General features: G+C 69.3%; 15 protein-coding genes and 1 pseudogene. 13 read left to right on the top strand and 3 right to left on the bottom strand.

Annotated elements, in window-relative coordinates; genetic code table 11:
- Positions 1–119: 119 nt before the first annotated feature.
- From murG to WA944_RS08260, 10 genes are all read left to right on the top strand, one after another.
- A complete protein-coding gene (murG, locus tag WA944_RS08305; protein WP_526609491.1) occupies positions 120–1247 on the top strand; it encodes an undecaprenyldiphospho-muramoylpentapeptide beta-N-acetylglucosaminyltransferase in 1128 nt (375 codons plus the stop codon).
- Between the two features lie 50 nt (positions 1248–1297).
- On the top strand, positions 1298–2713 hold the full coding sequence (gene murC, locus WA944_RS08300) for a UDP-N-acetylmuramate--L-alanine ligase (protein ID WP_526646710.1): 1416 nt from the start codon (positions 1298–1300) through the stop codon (positions 2711–2713).
- Between the two features lie 41 nt (positions 2714–2754).
- Positions 2755–3651, top strand: a complete 897-nt coding sequence (locus tag WA944_RS08295; RefSeq protein ID WP_526646708.1) for a cell division protein FtsQ/DivIB — start codon at positions 2755–2757, stop codon at positions 3649–3651.
- Between the two features lie 242 nt (positions 3652–3893).
- Positions 3894–5063: a cell division protein FtsZ gene (gene ftsZ, locus WA944_RS08290; RefSeq protein WP_526646704.1), complete on the top strand. Its 1170-nt coding sequence runs from the start codon at positions 3894–3896 to the stop codon at positions 5061–5063.
- Between the two features lie 45 nt (positions 5064–5108).
- On the top strand, positions 5109–5819 hold the full coding sequence (pgeF, locus tag WA944_RS08285) for a peptidoglycan editing factor PgeF (RefSeq protein ID WP_526646706.1): 711 nt from the start codon (positions 5109–5111) through the stop codon (positions 5817–5819).
- Positions 5816–6664, top strand: coding sequence for a YggS family pyridoxal phosphate-dependent enzyme (locus tag WA944_RS08280; protein WP_526608752.1), 849 nt, complete (start codon positions 5816–5818; stop codon positions 6662–6664). The genes pgeF and WA944_RS08280 overlap by 4 nt, the downstream gene beginning before the upstream one ends.
- Complete coding sequence (locus tag WA944_RS08275) at positions 6661–7299, top strand: cell division protein SepF (protein ID WP_526370886.1); 639 nt, start codon at positions 6661–6663, stop codon at positions 7297–7299. Before WA944_RS08280 ends, WA944_RS08275 begins: the two co-directional genes overlap by 4 nt.
- Positions 7300–7436: 137 nt before the next feature.
- Positions 7437–7727 (top strand): YggT family protein, encoded by a 291-nt coding sequence (locus tag WA944_RS08270; RefSeq protein WP_526370888.1) that lies wholly within the window; start codon positions 7437–7439, stop codon positions 7725–7727.
- 191 nt (positions 7728–7918) lie between these two features.
- The gene (wag31, locus tag WA944_RS08265) at positions 7919–8731 is read left to right on the top strand and encodes a DivIVA-like cell division protein Wag31 (protein WP_370330119.1); all 813 of its coding nucleotides are present in this window, start codon (positions 7919–7921) and stop codon (positions 8729–8731) included.
- A 39-nt stretch (positions 8732–8770) separates the two neighbouring features.
- On the top strand, positions 8771–9178 hold the full coding sequence (locus tag WA944_RS08260; protein ID WP_526370900.1) for a DUF308 domain-containing protein: 408 nt from the start codon (positions 8771–8773) through the stop codon (positions 9176–9178).
- Between the two features lie 11 nt (positions 9179–9189).
- On the opposite strand, the gene WA944_RS08255 is transcribed toward WA944_RS08260, so the two are convergent.
- Positions 9190–9870, bottom strand: coding sequence for a phosphoribosyltransferase (locus WA944_RS08255; RefSeq protein WP_526370890.1), 681 nt, complete (start codon positions 9868–9870; stop codon positions 9190–9192).
- A gap of 126 nt (positions 9871–9996) precedes the next feature.
- On the opposite strand from WA944_RS08255, the gene WA944_RS08250 reads away from it, so the two are divergent.
- Complete coding sequence (locus WA944_RS08250; protein WP_526646702.1) at positions 9997–11346, top strand: TIGR01777 family oxidoreductase; 1350 nt, start codon at positions 9997–9999, stop codon at positions 11344–11346.
- Here the strand turns inward: WA944_RS08250 and WA944_RS08245 are convergent.
- Together WA944_RS08245 and WA944_RS08240 are read right to left on the bottom strand one after the other, a co-directional pair.
- Positions 11328–12050, bottom strand: a complete 723-nt coding sequence (locus tag WA944_RS08245; protein ID WP_526370894.1) for a type 1 glutamine amidotransferase — start codon at positions 12048–12050, stop codon at positions 11328–11330. The two genes, WA944_RS08250 and WA944_RS08245, sit on opposite strands and share 19 nt — an antisense overlap.
- A gap of 7 nt (positions 12051–12057) precedes the next feature.
- Positions 12058–13278 (bottom strand): serine hydrolase domain-containing protein, encoded by a 1221-nt coding sequence (locus tag WA944_RS08240; RefSeq protein WP_526608747.1) that lies wholly within the window; start codon positions 13276–13278, stop codon positions 12058–12060.
- Between the two features lie 62 nt (positions 13279–13340).
- Between WA944_RS08240 and WA944_RS08235 the strand changes: the two genes are divergently transcribed.
- Complete coding sequence (locus WA944_RS08235) at positions 13341–13736, top strand: DUF2784 family protein (protein WP_526646700.1); 396 nt, start codon at positions 13341–13343, stop codon at positions 13734–13736.
- A 30-nt stretch (positions 13737–13766) separates the two neighbouring features.
- Positions 13767–14259 (top strand): annotated as a pseudogene (locus WA944_RS08230) (HNH endonuclease); the annotation flags it as partial.

Here is a 14259-nt window from a genome sequence, read left to right as displayed (position 1 = left end):
CGTCCGGTCCGCCGGTCCGGGCGCGCCGGCGGTCAGCAGCCGGCCGCCGTCGGCGGGTATGGTGCTGGCCAGCGCAAGCAGGGCCGACGGGCCCGCACACTGGAAGGTCAGCGTTACGGGTGACGGGAATCTCGGTGGTTCTCGCCGGCGGTGGCACCGCGGGCCACGTGGAACCGGCGATGGCGGTGGCCGACGCGTTGACCGCACTCGAACCGGGGGTGCGGATCACCGCTCTGGGCACTGAGCGTGGGCTGGAGACCCGGCTCGTCCCGGCCCGCGGCTATCACCTGGAGTTGATCACCCCGGCACCGCTGCCGCGTAAACCGTCGGCCGACCTGATCCGGCTGCCGGGGCGGGTGCGACGTGCGGTCAAGCAGACCCGTGCCGTGCTCGATGCCATCGACGCAGATGTGGTCGTCGGGTTCGGCGGATACGTCGCGCTGCCCGCTTATCTGGCTGCGCGCAGCGCCCGGCCCGGCAGGCGGGTACCCGTGGTGATCCACGAGGCGAACGCGAGCGCCGGGTGGGCCAACAAGGTCGGCGCCAGGTCGGCGCAGCGGGTGCTCGCAGCGGTGCCCGATCCGGGCCTGGGTCACGTCGAGGTGGTGGGCGTGCCGGTGCGGGAGACGATCACCTCGCTGGACCGCCGGGCGTTGCGGGCCGAGGCCCGCGCCCATTTCGGTTTCGCCGACGACGCACGGGTGCTGCTGGTGTTCGGCGGTTCGCAGGGCGCCCAGTCTCTCAACCGGGCAGTGTCGGCAGCCGCGGAAGCCCTTGCCGGAAAAGGTATCTCGGTGCTCCACGCGCACGGCCCGAAGAACACCCTGCAGTTGCGGCACCAGCTTGCGGGTGATCCGCCCTACGTCGCGGTGCCGTACCTGGACCGAATGGACCTGGCCTATGCGGCGGCGGACCTGGCGATCTGCCGATCCGGGGCGATGACGGTCGCCGAAGTGACCGCCGTCGGATTGCCCGCGGTATACGTGCCGCTGCCGATCGGCAACGGCGAGCAGCGACTCAACGCCTTGCCGGTGGTGGCGGCCGGCGGCGGGTTGATCGTCGACGACCGGGCGCTCACCGCGGATTTTGTCGCCGACACGGTCACCTCGCTGCTCAACGACGAGGCCAGGCTGTCGGCGATGACGACCGCCGCGGCGCTGGCGGGGCACCCCGATGCCGCCAGGCGGGTGGCCGAGGTGGCGCTGGACGTCGCGCGGACGGCACGAGAGAGGCGGAACAGACGGTGACCTCCGCCAACCGCCCCGTGGAACTGCCCGAGGACCTGCGCCGGGTGCACATGGTGGGCATCGGCGGTGCCGGGATGTCGGGCATCGCGCGCATCTTGCTGGACCGCGGGGGCATGGTGTCCGGTTCGGACGCGAAGGACTCGCGCGGGCTGATCGCCCTGCGGGCCCGCGGTGCCGCGATCCGGATCGGGCACGACGCGTCCTCGCTGGACATGCTGCCGGACGGTCCGACCGCGGTGGTGACCACTCACGCGGCCATCCCGAAGACGAATCCCGAACTCGTCGAGGCCCGTAAGCGCGGAATCCCGGTGATCCTGCGCCCGGCCGTGCTGGCGAAGCTGATGGCCGGGCACACCACGCTGATGGTGACGGGCACCCACGGCAAGACCACCACCACGTCGATGCTCATCGTGGTCTTGCAGCACAGTGGATTCGACCCGTCCTTCGCGGTCGGCGGTGACCTCGGGGAGGCCGGCACCAATGCCCATCACGGCACCGGGACGTCCTTTGTCGCCGAGGCCGACGAGAGTGACGGTTCGCTGCTCGAATACCGGCCCGACGTCGTGGTCGTCACCAATGTGGAGGCCGACCACCTGGATTTCTTCGGCAGTGTCGAGGCGTACACGGCGGTCTTCGACCAGTTCGTCGAGCGGATCAAACCCGCCGGCACATTGGTGGTCTGCGCCGACGACCCCGGTGCCGCGGCGCTGGGGGACCGGACCGAGGAGTTGGGGATGCGGGTGCTGCGCTACGGCAGCGCCCGGCACCTGGACGCCACGTTGGTGGACTGGACCCAGCAGGGCACCGGCGCCGTCGCCCGTGTGCTGCTGCGCGGGGAGAGCGAGCCGCGCACGATGCGGTTGTCGGTTCCGGGTCGGCACATGGCACTCAATGCGCTCGGAGCCCTGCTGGCGGCCGCCCGGGTCGGCGCCCAGATCGAGGAGGTGCTCGACGGGCTGGCCGGGTTCGAGGGGGTGCGTCGCCGCTTCGAGTTGGTCGGAACCGCCAACGGGGTGCGGGTTTTCGACGATTACGCGCACCATCCGACCGAGGTCGGTGCCACGCTCACCGCGTTGCGGTCAGTCGTCGAGCAGGGCGGGGAAGGGCGCGCGCTGGTGGTGTTCCAGCCCCATTTGTATTCGCGCACAGAGGCTTTCGCCGCCGAGTTCGGACGGGCGCTGGACACCGCGGACGAGGTGTTCGTCCTGGACGTGTACGCGGCGCGGGAGCAGCCGCTCGCCGGTATCAGCGGCGCCACCGTCGCGGACGCGGTCAGCGCCCCGGTGACCTATCTGCCGGATTTCTCGGCGGTGCCCGCGTGGGTCGCTGCCGCCGCCGAACCCGGTGACGTCATCGTCACGATGGGTGCCGGCGATGTGACCATGCTGGGCAGGGAGATCCTGGCAGCCCTGCAGGCCGGGGCCGACCGCGGCACTGCCGGTGACGTGGGGACGGTCCCGCGGTGACCGGGACTCCTCAGGACGGCACAGAACCGGCCGAGCCCGACCTGGAGGGCGACCTCGAGGGTGGTGCTCCGGACCCGGCCGCCGCTGACCAGCAGGCCGGCGGGGACCAACCCGCCGAAGATCTCGAGGGGCCGCGCCGCCGGGCCCGCCGCGAACGTGAGGAACGGCGGGCCGCCCAGGCCAGGGCCACGGCCATCGAGGAGGCCCGCCGGGAGGCCAAGCGCCGCGCGCTGGGAAGGCCCGTGCAGGAGCAGAAGACGCTCGGCCGGGGCGCGGTCCGCGGGCTGAAGCTGATCATGTGGACCACGGTGATCGCGGTGCTCGTGGTGGGTCTCGGGCTGGTGCTGTACTTCACGCCGGTGATGTCCACGCGCAGCATCGTGGTCACCGGCCTGGGCGCGGTCACCCAGGAGGAGGTGGTCGAGGCGACCGGGGTGGCATCGGGAACCCCGCTTCTGCAGGTAGACACCGACGTGGTGGCCGAACGGGTGGCCGGGATCCGCCGCGTCGCCTCGGTTCGGGTCCAGCGCCAGTACCCGTCGACGTTGCGGGTGACGGTCGTCGAACGCATTCCGATCGTGGTCAAGGACTATCCGGACGGCGTGCACCTTTTCGACCGTGACGGGGTGGACTTCGCCACCGCGCCGCCGCCACCGGGAGTGCCCTATCTGGACACCGACAACCCCGGGCCCGAGGATCCGGCCACCCAGGCTGCGCTGCAGGTGATGACGTCGCTGCGACCCGAGGTGGCAAGCCAGGTGGGACGGGTGTCGGCGCCCTCGGTCGCGGCGATCACGTTGACGCTGGTCGACGGCCGCGTCGTGGTGTGGGGAACCACCGACCGCACCGAGGAGAAGGCGCTGAAACTGGCTGCGCTGCTCACCCAGCCCGGCCAGACCTACGACGTCTCCAGCCCGGACCTGCCCACCGTCAGGTAGCGCGCGTGGCCGGCGCGGACTGCCGGTGCCACGGCCGCGGAAATTTTGGTGAATGTGTCGGCGCGCCTGCGTGGATCCCGTGTGCGGTCGCCCTACCGTTCTGTTTGCGCGGAACAACTTGACATAACTCTAAGCCTATGGTTGAGGTTGAGAGTTTGCTCGAGGGGTAAACCGAACATGACGACAGGCAACCAGGCAGGAAAGGCGACCGCGATGAGCGCTTGCGCGAAGAAGGTGTGGCGATGACCCCCCCGCACAACTACCTCGCCGTGATCAAGGTGGTCGGCATCGGCGGCGGCGGCGTCAACGCCGTCAACCGGATGATCGAACAGGGGCTCAAGGGCGTCGAGTTCATCGCGATCAACACCGACGCCCAGGCGTTGTTGATGAGCGATGCCGACGTCAAGCTCGACGTCGGGCGGGACTCGACGCGCGGGCTCGGCGCCGGCGCGGATCCCGAGGTCGGCCGCAGGGCCGCCGAAGACGCCAAGGACGACATCGAGGAGCTGCTGCGCGGCGCCGACATGGTGTTCGTCACCGCAGGCGAGGGCGGTGGCACCGGCACCGGTGGCGCCCCCGTGGTGGCCACCATCGCCCGCAAGCTCGGTGCGTTGACCGTCGGCGTGGTGACACGGCCGTTCTCGTTCGAAGGCAAGCGGCGAAGCAACCAGGCCGGGGAGGGCATCGCGGCCCTGCGGGAGAGCTGCGACACCCTGATCGTCATCCCCAACGACCGGCTGCTGCAGATGGGCGACGCCGCGGTGTCGCTGATGGACGCGTTCCGCAGTGCCGACGAGGTGCTGCTCAACGGTGTGCAGGGCATCACCGACCTGATCACCACGCCCGGCCTGATCAACGTCGACTTCGCCGACGTGAAGGGCGTGATGAGCGGCGCGGGCACCGCGCTGATGGGTATCGGCTCCGCACGCGGTGACGGTCGGGCGCTCAAGGCCGCCGAGATCGCGATCAACTCCCCGCTGCTGGAAGCGTCGATGGAGGGCGCCCAGGGCGTGCTGCTGTCGGTGGCCGGCGGCAGCGATCTGGGGTTGTTCGAGATCAACGAGGCTGCCTCGCTGGTCCAGGAAGCCGCGCACCCGGAGGCCAACATCATCTTCGGCACCGTGATCGACGACTCGCTCGGAGACGAGGTCCGGGTCACCGTGATCGCCGCCGGCTTCGATGCGGCCGGTCCCGGCCGGAAGCCGGTCACGGGTGGTGACGCGGCACCGGCGTCGTCGAGTGGTCAGTCGATCGCGCCCGGCAAGGCGGGTCGTGTGACCTCGTCGCTGTTCGAGCCGTCCGACCCCGCGAGCGTGCCGGTGCACACCAACGGCGCGACCGTGCGGATCGGCGGTGACGACGGCGGCATCTCCGACGATGACGTCGACGTGCCACCGTTCATGCGCCACTAGCGGCACAGTCGCACCGTGCCAGATCGCGCGTCCTCCGGTTTCGGCGTGGCCTTTCGGGTGCGCCGGGTGACCACCACGCGTGCCGGCGGTGTGTCCACACCGCCGTTCGCGACGTTCAATCTCGGGGATCATGTCGGTGACGACCCGGTGGCCGTGGCCGCGAACCGCCGCCGGCTGGCCACCGCGATCGGGTTGCCCGACGGCATCGTGTGGATGAACCAGGTGCACAGCGCCGACGTCGCCGTCGTCGACGGTGCCGGCGAAACCGTGGACAGCACAGACGGTCTGGTCACCGCGACCCCGAAGCTGGCGCTGGCGGTGGTGACGGCCGACTGCGTACCGGTGCTGATGGCCGATGCTCGCGCGGGGGTGATCGCCGCGGTCCACGCGGGCCGCGTCGGCGCGCAACAGGGCATCGTCACGCGCGCCCTGGAGACGATGGCCGACCTCGGCGCCTCGGCGCAGGACGTGTCGGTGCTGCTGGGACCCGCCATCAGTGGACGCAACTACGAGGTACCCGCGGAGATGGCCGCCGAGGTGGAACGGTCGCTTCCCGGCAGCCGGACCACCACCCATCGGGGGACTGCGGGCCTGGATCTGCGGGCCGGGATCGCCGCGCAACTCCGCACCCTCGGCGTCACCGCGATCGACGCCGATCCCCGCTGCACGTTCGAAGACCCGAATCTGTTCAGCCATCGGCGGGACGCCCCGACCGGCCGGTTGGCGTCGCTGGTGTGGCTGGAGCCCGGCCGATGAGTTCGGCGCGGGAACAGCAGCTCGAACAGTCGCTGGCCGCAGTGCGTCGGCGCCTCGCCCACGCCGCGGAAGCCGCCGGGCGTGATGGCGGTGACATCGAACTCCTGCCGATCACGAAGTTCTTCCCGGCCGGTGACGTGGTGCTGCTGCGCCGCCTGGGCTGCGCGGCGGTCGGCGAGTCGCGGGACCAGGAGGCCACGCAGAAGATCGACGAGCTCAGCGGCATGGACGGGTGTGACGACATCCGCTGGCACATGGTGGGCCGCATCCAGCGCAACAAGGCGCGATCGGTGGCGCAGTGGGCCTACGCGGCGCACTCCGTCGACAGTTTGAAGGTCGTCGCCGCCCTCGACCGCGCCGCGTCCGCGGCGCTCGACGACCGCCGCCGGCCGGAGCCGCTGCGGGTCTATCTGCAGATCAGTCTGGACGGGGACGAGACCAGGGGCGGGGTGGACGTCGCGGCGACCGGCCGCATCGACGAACTGTGCGCCGCCATGCACGAGGCGCCCGGGCTGCATTTCGCCGGCCTGATGGCGATCCCGCCGTTGGACGCCGATTCCGGCGCGGCATTCGCACGTTTGCAGGAAGAACGAGAACGGGTACAACCCGCATACCAGCAGCGCCTCGGGCTGTCGGCCGGGATGTCCGGTGACCTCGAGGCGGCCGTCGAACATGGTTCGACTTGTGTGCGTGTCGGTACCGCGCTTCTGGGATCGCGACCGCTAACGTCACCCGAAGTAGTCACTCCAGTCACACCTTCATCACAGACAACAGATTCTGCAGATTCTTCGAATACTCCAGACTCCTCAGACACCTCAGCACCGCGAGAAGGGTCCTCACGATGAGCACACTGCACAAGGTCAAGGCCTACTTCGGTATGGCGCCTATGGATGACTACGAGGACGACTACTACGAGGACGACGACCGCGGCCCGGTGCGCGGCTACCGGCGTCCCCGCGATGACCGCTTCGAGGACGAGGGCTACCCGCGCGGGTACGACGACCGGCGCGACTACGACGAGCCCGCCTACCGGGGAGGCCTGGCCGGCGGCTTCGAGGACGCGAGGTTCGAGCCCCGGCTGCGAACCCCACGCGAATTCGACCGCACCCCAACGCGATTCGGCGCGATGCGCGGGTCGACCCGTGGTGCGCTGGCGATGGATCCGCGCGGGATGGCCGAACTGTTCGAGGCAGGCAGCCCGCTGGCCAAGATCACCACGCTGCGCCCGAAGGACTACAGCGAGGCCCGCACCATCGGTGAGCGTTTCCGTGACGGCACGCCGGTGATCATGGACCTGGTCTCGATGGACAATGCCGACGCCAAGCGGCTGGTGGATTTCGCGGCCGGACTGGCATTCGCGCTGCGGGGTTCCTTCGACAAGGTCGCCACCAAGGTCTTCCTGCTGTCGCCGGCCGACGTCGACGTCACCGCCGAGCAGCGCCGTCGGATCGCGGAGGCCGGCTTCTACGCCTACCAGTAGGCCGCGCGCCGGTCGCTTCGGATCTGTGTCCCCGGATCCGACGGGTAGGCTGGCGGCGTCGCGCCGGCGCCATCGGCCCTGAGCGGCACTGACCTGTATCAAATGTCACAAATCCGCCAGTAGTGAGGTCGGCCCAGTTGGCGCTCTTCTTCGAGATCCTTGGTTTTGCGCTGTTCGTGTTCTGGCTGTTGCTGATCGCCCGGGTGGTGGTCGAGTTCATCCGATCGTTCAGCCGTGACTGGCAACCCAGGGGTGCCACGGTGGTGGTGCTGGAGATCATCATGTCGCTCACCGACCCGCCGGTGAAGCTGCTCCGCCGGATCATTCCGCAGCTCACGATAGGTGCCATCCGATTAGACCTGTCGATCATGGTGCTGCTGCTGGTCGCGTTCATCGGCATGCAGCTGGCCTTCGGGGCAGCTGCCTGAGCCCGACTCCGAGGGGTCCGGGCGCGCATCAATGCCGGTCGAGAACATCTCGGTATTGTTGTAATTCGCCCCTAATTGTCGCCTCGCCTGCAACCGCCGGGTCTGGTGTGACAGGATGGACGCCAGTTACTCTCCAGCAAGGCTCTACACTTTGAGATCGTTTGACGATCCAGACTTCAAGGGGGCAGACGATGCCGCTTACACCTGCCGACGTGCATAACGTCGCGTTCAGTAAGCCACCCATCGGCAAGCGCGGCTACAACGAGGACGAGGTCGACGCGTTCCTCGATCTCGTCGAGAACGAGCTGTCCCGCCTCATCGAGGAGAACAGCGACCTCCGACAGCGCGTCGCCGAACTGGACCAGGAGCTCGCCTCGGCGCGTTCCGGGAGCGGCGGTGCGCAACCGACGCAGGCGATCCCAGTCTACGAGCCGGAGCCCGAACCCGCACCGCCACCGCCGCAGCCGGTGTACGAGGCGCCGGCGGCGCAACCCGCAGCTGCCACCGAGGACCAGCACCTGCGTGCGGCCAAGGTGCTCAGCCTCGCCCAGGAAACCGCCGACCGGCTCACCGGAACCGCGAAGGCGGAGTCCGACAAGATGCTCTCGGATGCCCGCGCCCAGGCCGACTCGATGGTCGCCGAGGCACGCCAGACCGCCGAGACCACCGTGGCGGAAGCCCGTCAGCGCGCCGACGCCATGCTGGCCGACGCGCAGACCCGCTCCGAAACCCAGCTGCGGCAGGCGCAGGAGAAGGCGGACGCGCTGCAGGCCGACGCCGAGCGCAAGCACTCCGAGATCATGGGCACCATCAACCAGCAGCGCACCGTGCTCGAGGGTCGTCTGGAACAACTCCGCACCTTCGAACGCGAATACCGGACCCGGTTGAAGACCTATCTGGAGTCGCAGCTCGAGGAACTGGGGCAGCGCGGCTCTGCCGCGCCGGTGGATTCCGGTGCCAACAACGAGGGCGGCTTCAATCAGTTCAACCGGGGCAACAACTAGTCACGTGCACCTCCAACTCACACCTTGCGGGGCATGCCCATGCTGATCGTCGCGCTCGTGCTTGCCGTCGTCGGCCTCGCAGCCCTGGTGACCGCCGTGGTCACCAGCAACGAGTTGATCGCCTGGGTCTGCATCGCCGCGAGTGTGATCGGTGTGCTGCTGCTGATCGTCGACGCGCTGCGGGACCGCAAGCGCGACGGGGATGAGGAGTCCGCAGACGAGGCCGAGGCCTCGGAGGCCGACTCCGTCGTCTATGACGAGGACTATCCCGAAGAGGCTCCCGTGGCTTCGGACTATCAGGACAGTCAGGCCGCCGATGTGTCGTCCGATGTCCACGCCGACGTCGAGCCCGTACCGCACGACCGCGAAGAAGACACCACGGTGCTCACCCCCGAGCACGAGCCTTACGACAACCCGGTCGCCGGCGACGACAGCACCAAGGCCTGAGCCGCAGCGGGTCAACCGTTGTTGATGGCCGGTCCGCGCCCCTCGGTCGGTGTGGTGAGCAGGTCGCGTACCTCGTCGTCGCTGACCTGATGGAAGTCTTCGAAGACCTGCCCCACCGCGCGGAAGTCCTTCGGCGTCGTCGAACACACCACCTCGTCGGCTTCGCCGGCGAGGTGCCGGCAGACCGACGCAGGCCCGACGGGCACCCCGACCACGATCTGCACCGCGCCGGACTGCCGCACCGAGCGCACCGCGGCGATCATGCTCGATCCGGTCGCGATCCCGTCGTCGACCAGGATCACGGTCCGCCCGGCCAGCTCCGGAGCCTCGCGTCCGCCGCGGTAGGCGTGCTCGCGACGGTGTAGTTCCGTGGTCTCGCGAGTGACGGCTTCCCGGATCTGCTCGTCACCGATGTCCAGGCTTGCCAGCACGTCGTCGTTGAGCACCACGCCGCCCCCGGTCGCCACCGCCCCCATCGCCAACTCGGGCCACTGCGGCACACCCAGCTTGCGCACCAGGCACACATCCAGCGGAGCCTGCAGAAAGGATGCGACCTCCCAGCCGATCGGCACCCCGCCGCGGGCCAGGCCGAGTACCAGGAGGTCACCTCGTCCGCGGTAGCGGGCCAGATCCTGTGCCAGGACCCTGCCGGCTTCGCGGCGGTCCCGAAACGTTCCTGGGGTGCTGGTCATTGCTCGGTCATTGCTCGTCGATCACGGTTGATGCCCGCAGAGGTGATACCCGAAGCCCATCCGGGGCAATCCCAGACCTGACCGGTGACGAATGACTGGCAACAGCTTGAGTACAGGGGCGTCTGCATGGGCATCGAGTACCAGAGCGTGATCGACCACCCACGAGACGAGGTGTGGCAGTGGCACGAGCGGCCGGGTGCGATGCGGCGGCTGGTGCCGCCCTGGCAGCCGATGACGGTGGTGCAGGAGGCGACGTCGCTGGCCGACGGGGTGGCCGTGCTGGGGTTGCCGGCCGGGTTGCGGTGGGTGGCCCGCCACGATCCGGAAGCCTACGTCCCGGGTAGCCGCTTCGCCGACGAGCTGTCATCGCGCGGTCCGGCGTCCTGGCCCGCCCGGGTCGTCGGCGGGTGGCGGCACACCCACACCTTCAGCGGCGACGGCCCGCAGACCCAGATGCACGACGAGGTCGAGACAGCGGTGCCGGCCGCGGCCCTGCGGTCGACGTTCGTCTACCGGCACCGGCAGCTCGTCGACGACCTCGCGGCTCACCGGCGGGCGGCCGATGCGGGCAGCACACCGTTGGTCATCGCGCTCACCGGCGCTTCCGGGCTGGTGGGGTCGGCGCTGAGCGCGTTCCTGACGACCGGCGGTCACCGGGTGATCCGGCTGGTGCGTTCGTCGCCGCGCGGCAACGACCAGAGGCTGTGGAACCCGCACGACCCCGCTCCCGGTCTGCTCGACGGCGTGGACGCGGTGGTGCACCTGGCAGGGGCGTCCATCGCGGGGCGTTTCACCGACGGGCACCGGGCCGCGATCCGGGACAGCCGCATCGAGCCCACCCGCCTGCTGGCCGCTGCGGCCGCGGCCGCAGCCGACGGGCCACGAACGTTCATCAGCGCCTCGGCGATCGGTTTCTACGGCTACGACCGCGGGGACACCCAGCTGACCGAGGACAGCACCCGCGGAGACGGGTTCCTCGCCGACGTGGTCTCCGATTGGGAGGCCGCGACGGCCCCTGCCGCCGATGCCGGGTTACGCGTGGTCAGGGTGCGTACCGGCATCGTGCAGGCGGCCGCCGGTGGGACGTTGCGCCTGCTGCGTCCGCTGTTCACGGCGGGGCTCGGCGGTCCGGTCGCCGGCGGCAGGCAGTGGCTGTCCTGGGTCGGTCTGGACGACCTGGTTGACGTCTACCACCGGGCGCTCTACGACGACCGGCTCGACGGGCCGGTCAACGCAGTCGGTGCCGACCCGGTGCGCAACTCGGAGTACACCCGCGAGCTGGCCCGGGTGCTGCACCGGCCCGCGGTGCTTCCGGTCCCGTCGCTGGGACCCCGGGTGCTGTTGGGTGCACAGGGTGCCCGTGAGCTCGTCGAGGCGAGCCAACGGGTGGTGCCCTCGAAACTGCTGGCAGTCGGTCACCGGTTCCGGCATCCGGACCTCGGCGACGCGCTCGCGCATCAGCTGGGGCGTGGCTGAGCCGCCGCGTAGGTCAGGAAGCCCTGCACCAGCAGCCGAATCCGCGCTGCCGCGTCGTCGGCGAGTTCAGCTGTCCGGCTGAGCAATTCGTCGTGCGTCGAGCCGTTGGCGACCACGTCGCCGTCGCGGTCCTCCGCCAGCCAGACCTTCAGCAGGTCGACGTCGACCTCGGGGTGAAACTGCAGCGCCATCGCCCGGCCGAGCACAAACGCCTGGGAGGAGTCGGCGGTCCTGGCGAGTTCGGTGGCTCCGGGCGGCAGGTTCCACCGGTCGAAGTGCCACTGGAACCACGGTCCCCCCGGAACGAGGTCGGGTCGGTCGCTGGCGACGTCGTACCAGCCGATCTCCGGGCGCGGTGACCGCGCCACCGTGCCGCCGAAAGCCTGAGCGATCAGCTGGCCACCGAAGCAGACGCCCAGCAGTGCCGTGCCCGCCTCGGCCGCATCGCGCATCAGCGCCATCTCGGCGCCGACCCAGGAATCGCGCAGTGCGTCGTCGTACACCGCCCACGTCGCCCCCAGCGGAACGATGACGTCGTACCCGGCCGGGTCGGGGAACGCCACGGCGGCCACCGGGTCGTGAGCCCGCTCGGCGGGGACGACCTCGAAGGCCTCGACGTCAAAACCGTGATCGCTGAACGCCTCTCCGAGCAGCGCTTCGGTAGCCATGTGCTCGTTGCGCAGAAACAGAACCTTGGGTGCCACCGCACCATTATTTCGATGGCGGCATCGGCGGTGCATCCCCGGGGGCCATCTCGGCGCCGATCGCCCGGAACAACGCCTCGGCCTCGTTGGAATAGTCGCCCGCCTCGTCGAACGCCCCGGGCGCAAACGTGGTGGCGACGGCGATGGCGATCCTCTGGCTCGGGAGGTAGGCCGCGACCGCGGCATACCCGGCGAACATCGGGTTCTGCAGCAGCCAGTTGCCCGAGATCACCACCCCGAGCCCGTAGGTGTAACCGTCAGTCATCTCCATGCACGTGGCGCAGCCGGGCTGGGCGCGTGTCCGGCCACGAAGCTCGGTCGAGACCATCTGCTCGTAGAACTCGGGGCGCAGCAGCTCACCGGAACCGATGCCCGCCGCGGTGGCCTCGAGGTCGTGGATATCGGTGGTCTGAACGGCCCCGTGGGTGATCGTCCACGACGGATTCCAGAACGTCGAATCCTCGTAAAAGACTGTATCAGAGGGGATTCCGAGATGTTGGCGACGTTCCGAGGTGAACGCGTGCAGCACTGGTGACGGTATCTGCGCGGTCAGTGACGCGACGGTAGCCGTCAGGCCCAAGGGGCGAAGAACCTTCTCGGACAACAGGTCCGAGATCTGTTCCCCGGTGGCCTTTTCGATCGCCATACCCAGGAGCAGGTAGTTGGTATGCGAGTAGTTCCAGTTCATCCCCGGTTCGTACAGCAACGGTTCGGTGATCGCGTACCCGAGCAGATCGTCGGTGCTCCACGCGCGGAACGGATCGGCGAGCAGTGCGTCGTTCATCGCGGTGTTGCCGATCACGTAGTCGACGTAACCGGACGTCATCTGGGCGAGTTGTCGCAGCGTCACCCGCTCGGCGTGGGGCACCTCCGGCAGCCACACCGCGAGCTTGTCGTCGAGACCCACGGTGCCCTCCTCAGCGAGTTTGAGCAGCAGCGTGGACATGTAGGAGATCGCGACCGCGCCATTGCGGAAGTGCATCGCCGGGGTGGCGGGTACGCCTGTCATCGATTCGCCGACCGCGGCGGTGACCACCTCGTCTCCGGCCACCGTCACGCGGACGATCACCGCGTTGAGGTTGGACTGCGTCAGCGCTTCGCGCACGATGCGCATCACCTCGTCCGCCTTTGCCGACGCCGGGAGGTCGGTGCTGACCGAGGCGGGTGCGCAGCCGGCCAGCAGTAGCAGAGTGCAGGCTGCGGCAATCAGGCGACGCACGGGGGGCATCCACGGATCCTGGCAGACCGTGCCTGCTGCGGGAGCCATTTGTCGCTACCATGACATCAGGGATGAATCTGATTGGGGCAGTTCCGTACACGTTCGTCGTGGCCGTCGCGGTCACGCTGCATTTTGTGTTTCTCGGCTACCTCGTCGTCGGGGGCTTCCTGGCGTGGCGGTGGCCCGCCACCATCGGCCTGCACATCGCGGCCGTGGCCTGGGGCGCGGCGAGTCTGGCGTTCGGACTGCCGTGCCCGTTGACGGACCTCGAGCGCGTCGGCCGTGCGGGCGCCGGGATGGGGGAGTTGCCCCCGGAGGGATTCATCGAGCATTACCTCACCGGGGTCTGGTACCCGGCTGACCACGCCCTCGGGGTCCAGATGCTGGTGTTCACCGTGGTGGCGACTTCGTGGGTCGGTTTCAGTATCCGGAGTCGAGGCCGGAGAGCTGGCACGCCGGCGCAATGATCTGTCGGTGGGGTGGTTTAGTCTGGGTTCATGTTCGAAAGTGTGTTCGACTTGGATGCGGCAGCCGGTGAGGCTGAGCTGCGGCGCAGGTCGAGCAGCTCGAGAAGCTGAAAAGTGTGGCCGCGGCGGCGCAGGCGCGGGTGACGGCGTTGTGGGCGGCCAAACGCCGTGCTGCTGAGCAGGCCGCTGGAGTGCCGGCCCGTAAACGTGGGAAGGGGTTGGCCTCGGAGGTGGCGCTGGCCCGCCGGGAGGCTCCGACGTGCGGGAACCGCCATCTGGGATTCGCCCAGGCGTTGGTGTCCGAGATGCCCCACACCCTGGCCGCGCTGGAAACCGGGATCCTCTCCGAATGGCGGGCCACCCTGGATCGTCAAACACTCCGCCTGCCTGAGCGTGGAGCATCGCCGCGCGTTGGATGCCGAACTGTGCGCCGACGTCTCGCGTCTGGTCGGCTGGGGTAACGCCCGGGTCGAGGCCGAGGCGAAGAAGATCGCCGCCCGCCTCGACGCTGCGGCAGTGGTGG

It is taken from the genome of Mycobacterium sp., assembly GCF_049683355.1.
Classification (GTDB): domain Bacteria; phylum Actinomycetota; class Actinomycetes; order Mycobacteriales; family Mycobacteriaceae; genus Mycobacterium.
The sequence above is the reverse complement of the archived record's forward strand: the minus strand, read 5'-3'. Positions and strand labels throughout refer to the sequence as shown.